The organism is Clostridium rectalis (assembly GCF_900626095.1).
GTDB classification, from domain to species: Bacteria; Bacillota; Clostridia; order Clostridiales; family Clostridiaceae; genus Clostridium_AS; species Clostridium_AS rectalis.
Genome location: NZ_UYZZ01000002.1, coordinates 512,060 through 531,448 on the forward strand (window position 1 = coordinate 512,060; position 19,389 = coordinate 531,448).

The window sequence follows — 19,389 nt, forward strand, 5'->3', positions numbered from 1 at the left end:
TGCTATTTGACTAACTGTTTTATATTATAACATTTTAATAATCCTTTAATCATCTTAAATTTCATTTTTGTATAAATAAAAGGATTAGCTTATATTTAAAATAAGCTAATCCTAAAAATTTAGCCATTTAAATAACCTAATGCTGCATGGCACATAGCTCTTATTCCAACAGCTATAGATCTTTCATCACATATGAAATTAGGGTTATGAATAACACAACAATTTTTATTAATTTCCGATTTACATCCTAGCCACATAAAAGCACATGGTACATGTTTATTAAAAAATGCAAAATCCTCCGCTGCCGTAGCAGGTTTCTCTGCTATTATTACATTATTTTTCCCCATAAAACCTTCTAATGAATTAATAACATTATAGGTTAATTTTTCATCATTATATGTTAATGGATATCCATTAACATATTTAAATTCAGAAATACATCCTAGAGCCAAGCAAACATTATTAACAATTTCTTTTATTTTATGTGGAATTTTTCCAGCTGTAATATTTGAAAAGGTTCTAACAGTTCCTTCTAAATTGACTTCATCAGCTATAACATTGTATCTATATCCACCATTTATAACTCCGATACTAATAGCAGCACTATCTAAAGGGTTTATATTTCTACTAACTATGGTTTGCAACGCTGTTAATACATGTGCTGCCGCTATTATGGCATCTGCACCTTGATGAGGAGCCGATCCATGAGAGCTTTTCCCCTTTATTTTTATAAAAATTCTATCTGACTGAGCCATTATAACCCCAGGTTTTATAGCTATTTTCCCTAATGGTAAATCCCAAACATGTAGTGCTAATGCGGCGTCAACCTTTGGATTTTCCAATACTCCATCTTTTATCATATAAGTAGCCCCACCTGTAGGATTGCATTCCTCTGCAGGTTGAAAAACAAATTTTATATTACCATTAATATGCTCTCTTAATCTTGATAAAACTTTTGCTGTTCCTATTAAAACAGCTGTATGAACATCATGTCCACATGCATGCATTATTCCAGCATTTCTAGATTTAAAAGGAATATCTGTAACTTCATTTAAAGGCAGTGCATCCATATCTGCTCTTAACAATAAGGTTTTTCCACTATTTTTACCACTTAATACTGCCACTACTCCCGTGTTTCCTATTCCAGTTTTAATATCTAATCCGAGCCCCTGTAAATTTTTTTCTACAACTTCAGATGTTCTAACTTCATTCATTCCTAGCTCCGGATTATTATGAATATCTCTTCTTATCTTTATAATATCATCTATATAACTATTCACTAATTCATCAATTTTTATACCCATACTATTTCCCCAAAATTTTAATATATTATTATTTCTTTATCTAAATAGTTGCCCCTGGACCTAGTGGGAATCCACTTCTAAACCATATCATTGAAAATACTATCCAAACCCCTAACATTATCAAACTATATGGTATCATAAGAGATAATATAGTACCTACCCCTGCATCTTCATCATATTGGTTGGCAAAACCAAGTATAATAGGAAAGTAGGGAAATAACGGTGAAATTATATTAGTTGTACAAACTCCTATCCTACTATAGCTAGTAAAAATGTAGATGCAGACAAAAAGTGCCAAACCCTCAGTAGATAATAAATTTTTAACTTCCATCATTTTGCTATGAACTGGATTTTTTACACTTATCCCTATAATTGAGCACACTAAAGATTCAACCTAAACAATTAATATTAACCACAAAAATAACACGAATCGATGAGGAATTTTATTTCCCACTCTTTTAACCCATTCTAAAAAGCCCCCGGATTTTTTTTTTGTTTAAAACTTTTTTTTCATTATTCATTTTATCACCCCAATATAAAAACGAATTTATAGGTATACTAAGTCTTAATCACCTCCTCTATTGATCTTCATAGCAATATTTGCAAAAACCTTAACTGCAATTTCTAAAACCTTTTCATTAAAATCGAATAAACTATTATGATGCTCTGCAGATTTTTCAGTACCAAAAATAAGATATGCTGCCTTACCTCCTTTCTGCTGCACTCTATTCATCATATAGGTAGCATCCTCGGATCCATTTAGTTTTGAATGAGCTATTATCTCATTAATTTCATGTATATTTTTACATACCTCTTTAACTCTACACGATAATTCTCTGTCACTTTTTCCATCTGTTGATTTTCCTACTATATTAACTTTATATAAAACATTGTGCATCAATGAAGAACCCTTTATTATATCTATAGTTCTTTTATTTATATAGTCATTTATTTCATTATTTTCTCCTCTTGTTTCCAGTTTAACCTTCGCCTTAGAAGGTATTATATTTCTTCCAGTCCCCGCATTTAAAACTCCTACATTTATTCTAGCCATTCCTTCCTCATGTTGACATAATGTATGCAGATTTAATGCAGCTGTAGCCGCAGCTAATAATGCATTATTACCTTTTTGAGGACATGCACCAGCATGGGAGCTTTTGCCTTCAAACTCAATATCTATTTTAGTAGTAGCCATAAAACCATATGTATTACATACAATTTGTCCTATTTTAGTTGCAGAAAATCCTATATGACCACATAGAAAGTAATCAACATCATCTAAAATCCCTCTGTTAACCATAGCTAAAGCCCCTCTAACGCCTTCTTCCGCAGGTTGAAATATAAATTTTATCCTCCCAATTAACTTATTTTCAACTTCCTTTAGTACTTTTGCTAATACCATACCTATAGCTGCATGTCCATCATGACCGCATGCATGCATAGCCCCTTTATTTATTGATGCAAATCCTTCACTAAAGGGTCTATGCTCTTTACTAGTACCCTCTTCCATTTCATTTGCATCAATATCAAATCTAAATGCTATTGTAGGTCCTGGTCGTTTAGTATCCAATATCCCAACAACTCCAGTATATGCCATCCCCATTTTATCTATATATTTTTTTATTCCACCTTGATTAATAGCTCTTTTTTTGCTTTTTTCTAACTCTACTTTTGATGGTAATCCTAGCATATACTCATTATTAAATATATGCTCCCCCAACTTTATATTTAGTCCTATTGATTCCAAATATTCTGCTATCTTAGAAGCGGTTCTAAACTCTTCCCATCCAACTTCAGCATTTTTATGAAAATCCCTTCGTATATTTACAAGCTCCTTTTTATATTGATTTACCACTTTGTCAATAAGATTATTCATAGCATTCCTTCCTTAAATTTTTATATTATTTAATTACTCACTTCGCTACCCTACATCCAACTCCTTTAAAATAATGCTACTTAAATATTAATATCCATTTATTTTGATATTATATAAAAAATGGATTGATATTATAATATCAATCCATTTAAATCGTTTACTTTATTTATACTCAATAATAAAATTATTATTACTTTTACTTATTATTTCCCTCTAGTCTTTTTAATACTAAATTATACCCTTCACTTCCATAATTCAGACATCTATTTACCCTACTTATAGTAGCCGTACTTGCACCAGTTATACTACATATATCCTGATATGTTCTTTTTTCATTTAGCATTTTTGCCACCTGCATTCGCTGTGATAAAGCTTGTATCTCATTTATAGTACAAATATCATCAAAAAATCTATAACATTCTTCCTTTGTTTTCAATGTTAATATTGCATCACATAAAAAATCCATTTCATCATTTTGGACTTTAGACCTGTACTCTCCCATATACTTCAGCTCCCTTTAATTATAGTTACAAATAATAAGCTATATTTAAATTCTATCATTATTGAAACTATTATTCCATATAGTTTTTAATTTACATGAAAAATTATTTTCAAAAAAGCAAAACAACCCATTGGGGCGTGGGTTGTTTAATAAATAAAAGGGGGCTATTCATTCTTTTATTTATTCTTGCAATATAATTATATAAAATATATACATATAATTCAAGTAGTTCTTGCAAAATAAATTGTAAAGTTTTTATTAAAATGCTTGAAATTATTCACTATTTATTAATTTTACACTTTTTAATATTTAATTTATACTCTTTTTAAATCATCTAACTCTCCTTGTGTAAGTTCTCTATATTCGCCTTCTTCTAAGCTATTATCTAAATCTACTTCTCCAAATTTAATCCTTTTTAAATAAACTACATTTTTATATACAGCCTCAAACATCCTTTTAACTTGATGGAATTTCCCCTCTTGGATTGTAACATAAACTTCAGCACCATTTTCATCAGATTTAATTACTTCAAGCTTTGCAGGTAAGCATTTATAGTCATCATCTAACTTTATTCCCTTCTCAAATGCCTCTACATCTTTTACCCCTACAGGTTTATTTATCTCCGCATAATAGACTTTGTCAACATGCCATTTTGGAGAAATTAGTCTATGATTTAACTCTCCATCATTTGTAAGTAAAAGTAATCCAACTGTATCTTTATCCAGTCTTCCTACAGGAAATGGGTTAAATATTTGATATTCTGGTTCTATTAAATCTATTACAGTTTCATCATAATTATCGAATGTAGCTGACACTACTCCTGCAGGCTTATTCATCATAAGATAGATAAATTTCCTATATACAACTATTTCTCCATTCACTTTTATTTCACTTTTTTGTGGATCTATATTTAATCCAGAATCTACAACACACTCTCCCTCCACCTGTACAAACCCTTTTTTAATCATTGATTTAACTTCTTTTCTTGTTCCATATCCTAAATTAGCTAATATTTTATCTAATCTTTCCACTACTTAATACCTCCATAAATATAAAATTTTCGAAATTAATTTAAATATACCATTTATATGCTATCCAAATCCACTAAAAAAAACAGTCAAAGGACTGTTTTATTTATTTCCCATAATATTTCATTACTTTTTTTACATAATCTCTAGTTTCATAAGGTAATCTGTTTATTGCTTCTACATTTTTTACCCCTCTATTTTGTAAGGTTCCTGGTCCAGCATTATATGCCGCTAAAGCTAACTCCTTACAATTACCATACATATTTAAATACCCTCTTAAATGCTTTGCTCCACCATCTATATTCTCCTCTATATTATAAGGATTGTTTATACCTAAATCACTTGCCGTTTCTGGCATAAGTTGCATAAGACCCATAGCTCCCATATATGAAGTACAATTAGGATCAAAATCCGATTCCTGTTTTATAACTGCAAATAATAACTCCTTATCTATACAGTATTTTTTAGAAGCTTTTTCCACTAATTCATCAATTGTTAAATTCCCACTATTTATTTTAGATGATATTTGATTTACAGCAGAAGTTAGTCTTTCCTTTCCTCCATGTCCTAAATCAAATAAATCCTTTTGACTAATTCCAAGCTTTTTCATATCTATACTACCATTTTTATCTGTCATGGCCTGTGTTAAGCTTTCTAAAACTAAAGCAAAGGAGTCTGAATCTTTAAAAGTAGATTTTAGCACCTGTGTCATCATTTTAAATTGTAATAATTGTTCAACTCTTTTATCATCATCAACCTTCATAATTTCACCACCATAAAATATTATACCCTATTAAATCCTATCGTTTATATGAAATATTTCTTTAATTATTAATCTACATTAAATTCGTAAATATCATAATCCTCATACGCACAGTTTCTATATTCATTTTTACACAATGCTAACACCTTGTATTTTCCTTTTAAAAAGGGTATGAAACTATAATAGTTTTTCTTACTATAATTCTGAACTTTAATCCAATTATCATTTTCCATTATATAAAATTCATAAAGATTATCCTTTCCACCACTATTTTCTACTGAAAAAGTAATAGATTCATTATACGGCATATGTTTTTTATCACACTTAATTTTTGTATTAGTTACTGGTAATGCATCATTAACTTTAAATTTTATCTCCCTTTTATTATCAAATTCTTTGCTACTGTTAATATTCTTAGCATATATTTCTAAATTATATATACCCTTACATTTGGGTGTAAATACAAACTTGTTACTTTTAACAAAGTTGCTTTCCTCTGCCTTATACCCATTTATTTTAATCACATATTTTAATAAAGTATTTTTAGTATTTGTGGTTATAGCATGTACTAATATTTTATCTCCACATAAAAAAAACTCTTTTATAGGATATAAGATATAATCTATTCGGGCTGGGAAATACTCATAAGACTCTATATATACAGTAGAATGACTATCAAACGGTCTACTAGAAAACTTATCCTTTACTCTAATCTCAATTTCAAATTTTCCTTCTTCTTCGGGAGTAAACTTAATCCAATTACAACTTCCATAATCAATTACTTCTTTTTCCTTTCCGTTCTTTCTTATTATAAAACTAAATCTTATTGAAGTTGTTCCTGATGCCTTTACCTTTATTATTACGGTATCATCTTTTAAAATTTTATTGCCTTTATCCATTGAAACTTTGTCTATTACAATAGGTTCACTACTCTTATCGTCTATAGTAAAATAAAACTCTTTTTTGTCCTCGTAATTCTTATCAGAAGATGCATCCTTAGTCCAAAGGGTTATTTTATATTCACCAGGCATTTTTGTATCCCAATAATAATTATCTTGTCTTATATATCCAGAATCATCTCCATAATTACCATCAATTATATATCTATATAATAGACTCTTACCGCCTGATACTACTGATTTAAGTAATATTTTAGATTCACATATCTGAGGAGATATCTTATCTGTAGTGAAACTTTCAATTTTTACCTCCTTATACTTCTTAACAAAAAAGTTTATAATAGCCCTATCATCATATTTATTTTGAGAATACATATCCTTTACTTCACACAATAACTTGTAATCCCCAGATTCCTTTTCTATGTAATTTACTATCCTTTTAGTTGAATAATCTTGAATACAACTACAAGTTCCATCACCTTTTATTTTTACAAATCTATACAACACCGTTCTATTATCACTGCTACTTGCATCAATTTGAAATATTATTTCTTCACCTGACAATAGTTCCTTAGATAAACATTTAAAATCCCTTATCTCCACTTTATTTAAGGGAAGAACATTTAACTTTACTTTTTTAAAATCATCGTAACTATTTTTTGAATATACATTTTTACACTCAACTAAGATCTCAATTTCACCAGGCTTTTTTAAACTCCAACTTAATATATTATCTGATGAATAATCTTTTATTATATTCCAGCATGAATCTTCTTTAATCCAATATCTATACATAAGTGGCACTTTATTAGAATTTACAGTAACTAAAACCTTCTCTCCTACCATAGCAATTTTTTTATTCACTTCAATTTTATTTATTAACCTTTCTTCTGATTTACCAATTATAAAATCCTTTCTTGCCACATAATCAAAGCACTTTTTACTATTTTCTTCTTTTGCTTGTACCATTATAGTATATTTACCATCCTTTTTAGGAACCCATCTTACCTCATCACTACTACCAAATTCTCGTAATGTTTCCCATACTCCATTGCAGCCTATAAAAAATTTATATAAAAGGCTTTTCCCTAAATTATTATCTAATTTTATGTTAATTTCTTTTTCTTTTTGTTGAGGACTTTCTATGCTAAATATTATACTAATTTCATCCATAAACTTCGCCTCCCCTTTATGGTATTCTATAATTAAATACTATATTTAAGCTGCATATGCGATTAACTCTAAATCGCAGTTGTTAATTCAGAGTTAACCACCTATCAAATTATAATATACTACTTTTACCCTTAAGTATCCTTCTAAAATTTTATAAAATCATATTAAAATTATCGTGTTAATTCTACTATATAATCAATAATAAAAACAGTTAATACTATAATTAAACATAAATTAGTATTAACTGTTGAATATAACTAATAATCTACACCTTTTATTAACTTTATAAGGTTGTTATATAATCTTAAATCATCTTCACTGCACCTTTTTTTCATATTAGAGATTTTCCCACCACCTCTTCTTACCTTAGAGCTTATATGTCTCTCAAATAACAATCTATCTATATTATTATCACTATAAATATATCCTTTAGGATTTATAGCATATGCCTTTTTCCCTAAGACCATAGCTGCAACACCAAAATCTTGACTAACTACTATATCTCCCTTTCTTGTTGAATTTACTAAAGCCATATCAACACTTTGATATCCACTTTCCACATATTTTACTATACTATACTTACTATTTATTATGTGATTCATATCGCAATACATTATAACTTCTAATTTATTTTCTCTTGCAGCCTTTTCTATAATATCTCTCCCCGGACAGGCGTCTGCATCTACTAAAATTCTCATTATATTTATTTAAACCTTTCTTCTAGTTGTTTTCTCATATTCTCATAACCTGGTTTGCCAAGTAATGCAAACATATTCCTTTTATACGCTTCAACTCCTGGTTGATCAAAAGGATTTACTCCTAAAATATATCCACTTATCCCACATGCCTTTTCAAATAAGTATACTGTATATCCAAAATAATAAGGAGTTAACTTAGGTATATTAACAGTAATCACAGGAACACCTCCATCATTATGAGCTAATGAGGTTCCTTTAAATGCTTGCTTATTTACGAAATCCATAGTTTTCCCTGCAAGAAAATTTAATCCGTCTAAATTTTCATTGTCTAAATCTATGTGAATACTCTTCCTAGGGCTCTCAACATTTATAAAAGTTTCAAATATTACTCTAAGTCCGTCTTGTATATATTGTCCCATAGAATGAAGGTCTGTTGAAAAATCTACCGATGCAGGAAAAATCCCTTTACCATCCTTTCCTTCACTTTCTCCATATAACTGTTTCCACCACTCTCCAAAATAATGAAGACAAGGTTCAAAATTAGCTATAATCTCTACATTCTTTCCCTTTCTATATAATGCATTTCTAGCCGCAGCATATTTATAACATTCATTATTCTCTATACTATAATCAAGGCAGTGCTCTCTACATTCCTTAGCACCCTCCATTACTTCATCTATGTCAATTCCGGATACTGCAATTGGTAAAAGCCCCACTGCTGTCAATACAGAGTATCTTCCTCCTACATTGTCAGGTATAACAAAAGTCTCATACCCTTCATTGTTAGCTAAGGTTTTTAGTGCACCCTTTTTTTTGTCCGTAGTAACAAATATCCTTTCTTTAGCTTTTTCTTTTCCATACTTCTTTTCTATTAAATCTTTAAATATTCTAAATGCTATAGCCGGTTCTGTAGTAGTTCCAGACTTTGATATTACATTTATTGAAAAATCCATATCACTAATAATCTCTAATAAATCCTGCATATAAGTAGAACTTATATTGTTTCCTACATAAAAAATCTTTGGTGAATTTATATTTTCCTTTGACAAATTATTATGAAAAGTATGACATAACATCTCTATAGCAGCTCTTGCCCCTAAATAAGAACCTCCTATTCCAATAACAACAAGTGCCTCTGAGTTACCCTTTATTTTATCCGCAGCCTTTTTTATTCTAAAAAATTCATCCACATCATAATTTATTGGTAAATCTACCCAACCTGTAAAATCTGAGCCTACCCCTGTACCATTATGTAACAATCTATGTGCCTCATTTATAAGAGGTTGTAAATTGTTTAATTCCTCATCCTTTAAATATGGTTTTGTAGTACTTAAATCTACTGTTACCTTTTTCATGTTTTACCCTCCTAAAACTAATCTAAAAATTAGTTTTGCCAAAATTAACAACATTATGTTTATAATATGCCACAACACATATCTTTAAATAAATTTTAGTATATAAAAGTTTCCAATTCAAGTTAATTAACTCCTTATTTAAAGAACACACTGACTATGTAAATAATTACATTTTTAAATGCTTTTAAAATACTATAAATTGTGTTTATGCAAATTATAGTAGCTATTATGAAAATTATATTTAAAATTACTTGTCTGATAAATTTGATGAATTAATAATTCACTATAAATATTATATCGAAGAACAAACATCTATTTATATCTCTATTATTAAGTAAAAATATCCACACTAAAAAATAACCTATGAGAAATTTCTCATAGGTTTAAATTTTTTTTATTTTATTCCCACTCAATAGTTGATGGTGGTTTTGAAGTTACATCATAAACAATTCTGTTTACTCCTTTTACCTCATTAACTATTCTTCTTGAAACCTTATCTAGTACCTCATAAGGAATCTTTGCCCAATCTGAAGTCATTCCATCAGATGAAGTTACTGCCCTTAAAGCTACTGTATGACAATATGTTCTTTCATCTCCCATAACTCCTACAGACTGTATATTTGGTAAACATGCAAAATACTGCCATATCTTTCCTTCAAGCCCTGCATTAGCCACCTCTTCTCTAAAAATAGCATCTGCTTCTCTTACTATAGATAATTTTTCTTCCCTAACTTCTCCTAAAACCCTTATAGCAAGCCCCGGTCCAGGGAATGGTTGCCTCCATACTAATTTGTGAGGTATTCCAAGTTCTTCTCCAACAGCTCTAACTTCATCTTTAAATAACTCCCTTAAAGGTTCAATAAGTTTAAATTGTAAATCTTCTGGGAGTCCTCCTACATTGTGATGGCTTTTTATAGTGGCAGATGTATTTGTTCCGCTTTCAACTACATCTGCATATATAGTACCTTGAACTAAGAAGTCTATCTCACCTAATTTATTAGCTTCTTCTTCAAATACTCTTATAAATTCTTCTCCTATAATTTTTCTTTTTCTTTCAGGATCAGATATTCCTTTTAATTTTCCTAAAAATCTTTCTTGAGCATTAACTCTTATTAAGTTCATATCAAATTGTTGTTTAAATATTTTTTCAACCTGGTCACCTTCATCTTTTCTAAGTAAACCATGATCTACAAATATACAAGTTAACTGCTTACCAATTGCTTTATGCACAAGAACCGCTGCAACAGATGAATCTACTCCACCTGAAAGAGCACATATTACCTTTTTATCTCCAACTAATTTCTTTATTTTTGCAATTTTTTCTTCTGCAAAAGAAGTCATAGACCAATCTCCTTTTAATTCACATACTTTAAATAAAAAATTGGATAGCATTTTTTTGCCAAAAGGAGTATGCTCCACTTCTGGATGAAATTGAACTCCATATATCTTTTTATCAATATTTGCCATAGCTGCCACTGGACACTGTGAAGTCGTTCCTACTATTTCAAATCCCTGTGGTACCTCAGATACGAAATCTGTATGGCTCATCCAACAAATCTCATTTTCTTTAACTCCATCAAATATAGCACAAGAATTATTTAGTTTAACTTCCGTTTTTCCGTACTCTCTAACCTCTGCACTCTGCACTTTTCCACCTAACGTAAAAGAAGTTAATTGCTGACCATAGCATATTCCAAGAACAGGAACTCCTAATTCAAATATTTCCTTATCTATTCTTGGAGCACCTTCTCCATAAACACTTTTTGGTCCACCAGTAAAAATTATTCCCTTTGGATTCTTCTCTTTAATTTTTTCTATAGAATAATTGTATGGAATTATCTCACAATAAACATTATTTTCTCTAACACGTCTAGCTATAAGTTGATTATATTGACCTCCAAAGTCAACTATAAGAACTAATTCTCTATCCATAATTGCCCTCCCTTAATGGATCTTCTACATTATTTATTATTGATTTATACTATAATTTGGTGCCTCTTTAGTTATAGATATATCATGTGGATGACTTTCTCTAAGTCCAGCTGAAGACTGAACAATGAATCTTGCACTTTCATATAAATCTTGTAAGGTTCTAGAACCTAAGTATCCCATACCTGAACGTATACCACCAATTAATTGATAGATTGTTTCTGATACCAATCCTTTATACGGAACTCTTCCCTCTACTCCTTCTGGAACTAATTTTTTATTGTCTTCCTGGAAATATCTATCCTTACTTCCACAGGCCATTGCCGCTAATGATCCCATTCCTCTATATACTTTGTAACTTCTTCCTTGATATATTTCAGTTTCTCCTGGTGCTTCACCACAGCCTGCAAACATTGAACCCATCATGCAAACTTTAGCTCCTGCCGCTAATGCCTTTACTATATCTCCTGAATACTTTAATCCGCCATCTGCTATTATAGGCACTCCATGCTTATTTGCTTCTTCTACACAGTCCATAACAGCTGTTAACTGTGGTACTCCTACTCCTGCAACTACTCTTGTTGTACATATTGATCCTGGTCCTATACCAACTTTTACACAATCTGCTCCTGCAAGTATTAAATCTCTTGTTGCTTCAGGTGTTGCAACATTTCCTGCAATTATTTGAAGGTCTGGATATTTTTCTTTTATGAGTTTAACTCCATTTAATACCCCTTGTGAATGTCCGTGAGCTGTATCAATGGTAATAACGTCCACATTAACATCTACTAATGCATTTACTCTTTCTAACATATCCTTAGTTACTCCAACAGCTGCTCCACATAGAAGTCTACCTTTACTATCCTTTGCACTATTAGGAAATTTTCTTACTTTTTCTATATCCTTTATTGTAATAAGGCCAATTAAATTATTTTCTTTATCTACTAATGGTAGCTTCTCTATTCTATGTTTCTTTAAAATATTTTTTGCTTCTTCAATAGTAGTTCCTTCTGGAGCTGTAATTAAATCCTCTTTAGTCATAACTTCTGATATTTTTTTTGAATAATCTTCTTCGAAAAGTATATCTCTATTTGTAATAATTCCTACAAGTTTTCCTTCAACTGTTATTGGAATACCTGATATTCTATATCTACTCATTAATTCTAACGCATTTTCTATTGTATTGTCTGGTGATAAATAGAAAGGATCTGTTATTACACCGTTCTCTTGTCTTTTTACTTTGTCTACTTCCATTGCCTGCTGAGCAATTGACATATTTTTATGTATAATTCCAATTCCGCCTTCTCTTGCTATGGCTATAGCCATCTTAGATTCAGTAACTGTATCCATTCCCGCACTCATTAATGGTATATTTAACTTTAATTTTTTAGTTAGATTAGTAGATAATGTAACATCCTTTGGTAATACCTCAGATTTATTTGGCATTAACAAAACATCATCAAAAGTATACCCCTTCTTTAGAATTATTGCCATTTCCATTCAACTCCTTTATAAATTTAAAACCTAATAAATATATGTATTTATGTTAACCCACATATTAAAAAAAATACTGATTTCAAACCCTCTAAAGTGAAATCAGTACGAATATATTAAATAGCCATACATAATTTCACCCATAGTCGGAAATTTACGGCTTCCGGTAGATACTCCCTGCCATATTCAGGGGATATATGAGTAAAAAATCAATACCCTAATATTATTAATTTTTTTTATAAACTTGTCTAAATTGCACTAACAATTCCCAACAAAATTTAACTGTTTACACTATTTTATTTATAATTTTGTGTTTTGTCAATTATTTTATAATTTTTTTTAATTTTTTATATCACATTTAAATACCAAAATAATATTTCTTTGCCAAAAAAAATTGCAAATGTACATCCCAATGCAATAAAAGGACCAAAGGGTATATAATCCTTTCTTTTTACCTTTTTTAATAAAATAAGTATTGAGGCTATTATTGCCCCAAATAAAAATGCAAAAAACATCATTACAATGGTCAATTTAAACCCCATAAAGAGTCCACATATAAGACAAATTTCGGCATCTCCCCACCCCATTCCATTGGTTAAAAATACTATTAAAGCAATTACAAAAAATCCTAAACTTCCTCCATATATATATGTTAAGTAATATAAAATCCCATTATCTTTACTTATAAATTCAATAATTATAAATATTATAGCTAAAATTATTGATATAACAGTTACATTAAAATACACATTCATAGTTTTAATATCAATTATACTTATAACTATAAGTATACAAATTAAAGTAGAAAATTTAAAAAATTCAATTAAACTATCATACTTAAAGGATAAAAACACAAATAAAATTCCTGTAGTTAGCTCTACAATTGTATAAGATACTCCTATATTTTCATTACAATATCTACATCTACCTTTAAGTTTAAAATAACTTATTATTGGAATTAAATCATACCATTTTAATTTATTAAAACATTTGGGACAATGAGAAGGGGGATAAGCAACATTCTCTTCTCTTGGTATTCTATATATACATACATTTAAAAAGCTTCCTATGATTATTCCTAATATAAATGTAAAAATATATTTTCCCACCACCATTTTAGTTACCTCCATTTTTATTTTTAAACATTTCACCTATAGAAGAGAATCCTATACCTTTATTAAAAAAGTGATAATTTTTCTTATAATACTCCTGTACATTATGGCTATTTTTTATATAATGATAAAAAGTTATCTCAGCATTTACATCATCATCAATATCATAAACAGTCTCTTCTTCTCTTATCTTAAAAACACTAATATATTTTTTATTATCTTTTATATCCTTATCATTATCTTTTATATCCTTATCATTATCTTTTATATCCTTATCATTATCTTTTATATCCTTATCATTATCCTTTATATCTTTATCAATATTTTTTTTATTTTCTCCATTTAAAATATACTCTTCTATTTCATCAACTTTTTCATCCTTCTGTTCACAATATAACTTTATTTTTTCTACACTTAAATCTCTTTTAGTGATAAGCTTAATATTTTTTATATATTCTTCAATGTTTTCTCTATGCCCTCTAACTTTCAGCTTTATATTAAGTCTTATTATATCATTTGTAACAAATTGATTTTTACTTTTCTCTGAATTTTTCTTGCTAATTTTATCTTTTGTTAATAATTCAAATTCAACTACATCTCCAAATATATTGAAATTTTTGCAAGATCTATAAAAATCATATGCTAGTGTAGCAGTATCTACACTGTCTGCTGTTAATCTATTCAATAAAGCATTATTACCTTGAAGGTTCTCATTTTCTTTACTTAGTCTTATTAGCATTTTATTTTTATTTTCTAATTGCTTAATCTTATCTTCTTTTTTATTATATTCTTCTTTCTTTTCTCTTAAATTTGTAAATTTAGGTTTTAAATAAAAACTATATGTCCCTAAATTTATTAATAGTATTATAGAAATCAGTATAACTATCCTTATCCATAGCTTGTCCTTTTTCATACTAATTAATCCTCTCTCTTTCCCCTTTCTCATAGAAATTTTATTTTATAACAAGATTAATTTCTACATCTTTTTCACTACCATCTAATTTTATATATTCCATATCTATAGGTTCAAATATGTTTAACTTATTTAAAGCTACAACTAAATTTATTTTATCTAAAACTTTATCTCCACTTTGGTTTAACCTAGCTTTTAAATTTACTTTATCTTTATCTAAATTTACTTCTATTATTTGCATATCAGAAGGCATACCTTTCTTTAGACTATCTAAGTAATATATATAATCAACTTTATCTTCTTCTATAGCTTTTATTGCCTTCCCCATTTCTTTATACTCTTCATTTCTTGTTTTTTCTTCTTTATATAACCCTTCTATCTTCTTCATTGAACTTAAATTTTTATCCAAAACTGTACAATCATACTTTTGTAATTTTATACGCATATATAAAATCCCCAAAAAAAACCAAGTTACACTTAAAATAGCTAGGGACACAGCTATAATAGAAAACATATCCCTATCCTTAGTTCTTTCATTTTCTATAACCTTATTAAAATCTATAGACTTTAATTTATTACTATTTAAAAGCCCCCCTAATACATCTGCAAAATCATTTAAATCAATATAATTTTCTTTTACAATTCCTTCATAAATATCATTTAAGCCACAAACCAATTCTATATTCAGCTGATTTTTTATATAACCTATAAACTCTTGATTTTTATATAATTCACTGCCTATATACAATTTATCTACTCTATTACCAAAGTGCCTTGTGGAATAAAAATTTAAAAAATAACTTATATTTTCTACTAATTCTCCATATATCTCTAACTTTTCTTCAGTTAAATCTATATCTGATCTAGAATATAAAAATAACTCTTTCTTATTTGAAATAGTAATATTACTTTTATTATTTATAATATCTAAAAATGCAGAACTAGTGTCAAATTTTGAAAATATATTATAAATACATTCAGCATAAATTGTAATTTTATCTATGTTAATCTCCCATTCTTTAATTAAAGAATATATATGCTGAAATTTTTCCTTAGGCACTACAACTAAAAATATATCTATACTTTCGTTTTTATCAATTTTTAATATTTTATAGTCATAGTAATATTCATCTATATTTACTGTAAAATATTCATTAATATTATTGTATATAAATTTTTTCAATTCTTTTTTTTTAAGAAAGGGAACCTTAATGCTCCTTACTATTATCCCTTCTAAGTTTAATATAACTAAAGAATTTATATTTCTTATTTTATTTTCTTCTATAAAAGAATCTACATCCATAGAAGTATTATCACCTATATCTATTTTTTCTACTTTATTGAATGTAACTTTGCCTAAATTTTTATTAATAATAACTATATCTAATATGTCATCACTAAATCTATAAATAACTCTCTTTTTCCATAACAACTATAATTCCCCCATTTATTATTTATTTTACATTATTAGATATTTGTAGGATAGGAAGTGCTAAAGCAATTATTACCACTCCAACTAAAATTCCTATAATTAATATAAACATAGGCTCTATAAGAGCCATCATATTATTCATATTTTTTTCAACTTTTTTATCATATATATTTGCTAATTTAAAAAACATACTTTCTAAACTTCCTGTTTCTTCTCCTATCCTCATCAATTGTATAGTTAATGAGTCAAATGCCCCTTCATTTTCAAAAGTATCTGCTATTTTATTACCATTAATTATCTCCATTCTGCACTTATTAATTTTTTTACCTATAAAAGTATTACCAACAATGTACTGCACATTATCAATAGCATCTATAATGGGTATAGCAGAGCGAACAAATATCCCCATACTTCTTGAAAATCTATCTATAATAACATTTTTTTTAAATTCTCCAATAACAGGTATATTTAATATTAACTTATCCCAAATATATTTAACCTTATCAATTTTAAAGATATGCTTTAATATAAATATAAATAATATAATTGAAAAAATAATTAAAACAATATTATTGTTAAAATAATTTATCATATCAAGCAAAATTAAAGTTATTTTAGGTAATCCATCATTATCTTCAAATATTTCCATCAATCTTGAAAATACAAAAAAATTAAAAATACCCATAAGCACCACGGTTAGAATTAATAATATACAAGGATATATAGATGCAGATTTTACTTTGCTTTTTATATTAGTCTCCCTTTGATAAAATTCTTCCATATTAAATAATACTTCCTCTACATTTCCGCTTAATTCTCCTGAATTAACCATATCCGTTAAAAGCTTTGGAAACATCTCTGTTTCCTCCATAGCTATTCCTAAACTTTTCCCTTTTTTTACTCCAATTAAAATTCTTTCTGTAACTTTTTCAAGTTTTTTATCCTGTTCCTTTATTATTTCAAGTCCTCTTATTATATTTACTCCAGTATTTATTACTATTGCTAGTTGTCCACAAAAATTTACCAGAGATTCTTCCTTTAATCTATCATTTTTTAAAAGTTTACATTGTGGTTTTTCCTTTATATCAATTATTTTATACCCTTTTAATATAATTTGTTCCTTAACTGTTTCAATGGAATCCTCCTCAATATATCCTTTATTTATGTTAAATTCTTCGTCACATACTTTATAAAAAAATCTTTTCATATTATTTTATCCCCTTTTAATACCCATAAGTTACCCTAAGCATTTCTTCTACAGTAGTAACTCCATTTAAAACTTTTTGTATGCAAGCCTCCTTTAAAAATACCGTTCCACTTTTTTCTAATTCCTCCTCTAAAAATGCCTCTGATTCTTTTGCAGTTATGAGTTGTTTAATATTTTTATCTATATTAATTATCTCAAATATCGCTGTTCTCCCTTTGTAACCAGTTCCACCACATATAGTACAACCCTTCCCCTTCATTAATTTACAAGTATGTTTTATTCCTAAAATTTTCATATCTATATTACTACTTGTATACGTCTCTTTACAGTTAGGACATATTTTTCTTACTAATCTCTGAGAAATTATACCTATAACTGTAGAGGCCACTAAAAATGATTCCACTTTCATATCTTGAAGTCTAGTAATAGCTCCAATACCATTATTAGTGTGTATACTAGATAGTACTAAATGTCCAGTTAAAGCTGACCTTACTGATATTTCCGCTGTTTCATCATCTCTAATCTCTCCCACTAGTATTACATCCGGGTCCTGCCTTAACATACTTCTAAGTCCCTTTGCAAAACCAAACCCAATTTTATTATTTACCTGCATTTGGTTTATGCCCTTTAAATGATATTCTACTGGATCTTCTATAGTAATTATATTTTTTGAACTGTTATTTAATAAATTTAGTATAGAATATAAAGTAGTAGTTTTACCGCTACCTGTAGGTCCACACACCAATAATATTCCATAAGGTTTTTTTATTATATTTTCAAGATTCATTAAATTGTCTCCATATAAACCTATATCTGGTAACTCCACAGAACAATTAGCCTTATCTAATATTCTCATTACAATTTTTTCTCCAAGTATAGTTGGTACTATAGATATTCTTAAATCTATATCCTTTTGTTTAGATTTAAAAGTAAACCTACCATCCTGAGGTAGCCTTTTTTCTGCTATATTAAGATCTGCCATTATTTTTATTCTACTAACCACAGGTTCCAACATACTTCCATCTACTCTCATTATTTCTTTTAAAATCCCATCTATTCTATACCTTACTCTTAAACTATCCTCTTCTGGCTCTATATGAACATCTGATGCATTATTTAAAATAGCATTTCCAATAACTGTATTCATAAACTTTATTATAGGTGCAGCCTCTTCATCTTGAAGTTCCTCCTGAAAAATAGAATTATCCTTTCGATTGATATAGGTCTTACCATAACTTTCTGCAGCCTTTTCTGCCCTATTTCTTCCATAATATTTTTCTATATTGGCAAGTATAATATTTCTAAGAGAAATAGCAGTTTTTACATAGTATCCTGTAATAACTTTAATTTCTTCTATAGCAAAGTAATTTAATGGATCACTCATAACCACTAAAAGCTTACCATTTATAATATCCACTGGAATTAGTTCATATTTTCTTGCTATAGGCTCTGGAATTATATCTATTATGTTTTGTTTTATATTTATATTATCTAAATTAATATATTCTATTCCTAATTGATTTTTTAAAGCTTCAACTATTTGTTCATCTCTTACAAAACCTTCTGTAACAAGAAGTTCACCCAATTTCTTATCCGTTCCCTTTTGAAGGAATAATATTTTTTTTAATACATCTTCTGTAATAAGACCTGAATCTACTAATATTTCTCCTAATCTTTTTCTTATTTTTACCATAATTCCCCTCT

General features: G+C 28.5%; 16 protein-coding genes and 1 riboswitch. All 16 genes read right to left on the minus strand.

All coding sequences use genetic code 11. From position 1 onward, the window contains the following. Positions 1–119: 119 nt before the first annotated feature. Entirely contained in the window at positions 120–1,304 is a 1,185-nt protein-coding gene (locus tag EJL03_RS05120; RefSeq protein ID WP_125152878.1) for a M20 metallopeptidase family protein, read from the minus strand. A 40-nt stretch (positions 1,305–1,344) separates the two neighbouring features. Then, positions 1,345–1,686, minus strand: a complete 342-nt coding sequence (locus EJL03_RS05125; protein ID WP_243108648.1) for an AbgT family transporter — start codon at positions 1,684–1,686, stop codon at positions 1,345–1,347. Between the two features lie 183 nt (positions 1,687–1,869). Beyond that, a complete protein-coding gene (locus EJL03_RS05135; RefSeq protein ID WP_125152880.1) occupies positions 1,870–3,180 on the minus strand; it encodes an amidohydrolase in 1,311 nt (436 codons plus the stop codon). A gap of 196 nt (positions 3,181–3,376) precedes the next feature. Then, the gene (locus EJL03_RS05140; protein WP_125152881.1) at positions 3,377–3,682 is read right to left on the minus strand and encodes a YerC/YecD family TrpR-related protein; all 306 of its coding nucleotides are present in this window, start codon (positions 3,680–3,682) and stop codon (positions 3,377–3,379) included. Positions 3,683–3,996: 314 nt separating this feature from the next. Further along, positions 3,997–4,713 (minus strand): pseudouridine synthase, encoded by a 717-nt coding sequence (locus tag EJL03_RS05145; RefSeq protein ID WP_125152882.1) that lies wholly within the window; start codon positions 4,711–4,713, stop codon positions 3,997–3,999. Between the two features lie 103 nt (positions 4,714–4,816). Beyond that, on the minus strand, positions 4,817–5,473 hold the full coding sequence (locus tag EJL03_RS05150) for a lytic transglycosylase domain-containing protein (RefSeq protein ID WP_125152883.1): 657 nt from the start codon (positions 5,471–5,473) through the stop codon (positions 4,817–4,819). A gap of 68 nt (positions 5,474–5,541) precedes the next feature. Beyond that, positions 5,542–7,545, minus strand: coding sequence for a triple tyrosine motif-containing protein (locus EJL03_RS05155; RefSeq protein WP_125152884.1), 2,004 nt, complete (start codon positions 7,543–7,545; stop codon positions 5,542–5,544). 257 nt (positions 7,546–7,802) lie between these two features. Beyond that, the gene (locus tag EJL03_RS05160) at positions 7,803–8,243 is read right to left on the minus strand and encodes a YaiI/YqxD family protein (RefSeq protein ID WP_125152885.1); all 441 of its coding nucleotides are present in this window, start codon (positions 8,241–8,243) and stop codon (positions 7,803–7,805) included. 5 nt (positions 8,244–8,248) lie between these two features. After that, on the minus strand, positions 8,249–9,598 hold the full coding sequence (locus EJL03_RS05165) for a glucose-6-phosphate isomerase (RefSeq protein ID WP_125152886.1): 1,350 nt from the start codon (positions 9,596–9,598) through the stop codon (positions 8,249–8,251). Positions 9,599–9,997: 399 nt separating this feature from the next. Beyond that, positions 9,998–11,530: a glutamine-hydrolyzing GMP synthase gene (gene guaA, locus EJL03_RS05170; protein ID WP_125152887.1), complete on the minus strand. Its 1,533-nt coding sequence runs from the start codon at positions 11,528–11,530 to the stop codon at positions 9,998–10,000. Positions 11,531–11,566: 36 nt separating this feature from the next. Continuing rightward, on the minus strand, positions 11,567–13,021 hold the full coding sequence (gene guaB / locus EJL03_RS05175; protein ID WP_125152888.1) for an IMP dehydrogenase: 1,455 nt from the start codon (positions 13,019–13,021) through the stop codon (positions 11,567–11,569). 123 nt (positions 13,022–13,144) lie between these two features. After that, positions 13,145–13,242, minus strand: a riboswitch (purine riboswitch). A 126-nt stretch (positions 13,243–13,368) separates the two neighbouring features. Next, complete coding sequence (locus tag EJL03_RS05180) at positions 13,369–14,136, minus strand: prepilin peptidase (RefSeq protein ID WP_125152889.1); 768 nt, start codon at positions 14,134–14,136, stop codon at positions 13,369–13,371. Between the two features lies 1 nt (position 14,137). Beyond that, positions 14,138–15,046 (minus strand): hypothetical protein, encoded by a 909-nt coding sequence (locus EJL03_RS05185; RefSeq protein WP_125152890.1) that lies wholly within the window; start codon positions 15,044–15,046, stop codon positions 14,138–14,140. Positions 15,047–15,086: 40 nt separating this feature from the next. Further along, positions 15,087–16,478, minus strand: a complete 1,392-nt coding sequence (gene pilM, locus EJL03_RS05190; protein WP_125152891.1) for a type IV pilus biogenesis protein PilM — start codon at positions 16,476–16,478, stop codon at positions 15,087–15,089. Positions 16,479–16,500: 22 nt separating this feature from the next. Continuing rightward, positions 16,501–17,685 carry a type II secretion system F family protein gene (locus EJL03_RS05195; RefSeq protein WP_125152892.1) on the minus strand — a complete coding sequence of 395 codons (1,185 nt, stop codon included), beginning with the start codon at positions 17,683–17,685 and terminating at the stop codon, positions 16,501–16,503. Between the two features lie 16 nt (positions 17,686–17,701). Then, positions 17,702–19,378, minus strand: coding sequence for a GspE/PulE family protein (locus EJL03_RS05200; RefSeq protein WP_125152893.1), 1,677 nt, complete (start codon positions 19,376–19,378; stop codon positions 17,702–17,704). Between the last annotated feature and the right edge of the window lie 11 nt (positions 19,379–19,389).

Coding starts and splice junctions, on each gene's coding strand:
- EJL03_RS05135 (WP_125152880.1), bottom strand. CDS start 3,180: ATGAATAATCTTATTGACAAAGTGGTAAATCAATATAAAAAGGAGCTT.
- guaB (WP_125152888.1), bottom strand. CDS start 13,021: ATGGCAATAATTCTAAAGAAGGGGTATACTTTTGATGATGTTTTGTTA.
- EJL03_RS05165 (WP_125152886.1), bottom strand. CDS start 9,598: ATGAAAAAGGTAACAGTAGATTTAAGTACTACAAAACCATATTTAAAG.
- EJL03_RS05150 (WP_125152883.1), bottom strand. CDS start 5,473: ATGAAGGTTGATGATGATAAAAGAGTTGAACAATTATTACAATTTAAA.
- EJL03_RS05185 (WP_125152890.1), bottom strand. CDS start 15,046: ATGAAAAAGGACAAGCTATGGATAAGGATAGTTATACTGATTTCTATA.
- EJL03_RS05195 (WP_125152892.1), bottom strand. CDS start 17,685: ATGAAAAGATTTTTTTATAAAGTATGTGACGAAGAATTTAACATAAAT.
- EJL03_RS05200 (WP_125152893.1), bottom strand. CDS start 19,378: ATGGTAAAAATAAGAAAAAGATTAGGAGAAATATTAGTAGATTCAGGT.
- EJL03_RS05180 (WP_125152889.1), bottom strand. CDS start 14,136: ATGGTGGTGGGAAAATATATTTTTACATTTATATTAGGAATAATCATA.
- guaA (WP_125152887.1), bottom strand. CDS start 11,530: ATGGATAGAGAATTAGTTCTTATAGTTGACTTTGGAGGTCAATATAAT.
- EJL03_RS05160 (WP_125152885.1), bottom strand. CDS start 8,243: ATGAGAATTTTAGTAGATGCAGACGCCTGTCCGGGGAGAGATATTATA.
- EJL03_RS05155 (WP_125152884.1), bottom strand. CDS start 7,545: ATGGATGAAATTAGTATAATATTTAGCATAGAAAGTCCTCAACAAAAA.
- EJL03_RS05140 (WP_125152881.1), bottom strand. CDS start 3,682: ATGGGAGAGTACAGGTCTAAAGTCCAAAATGATGAAATGGATTTTTTA.
- EJL03_RS05120 (WP_125152878.1), bottom strand. CDS start 1,304: ATGGGTATAAAAATTGATGAATTAGTGAATAGTTATATAGATGATATT.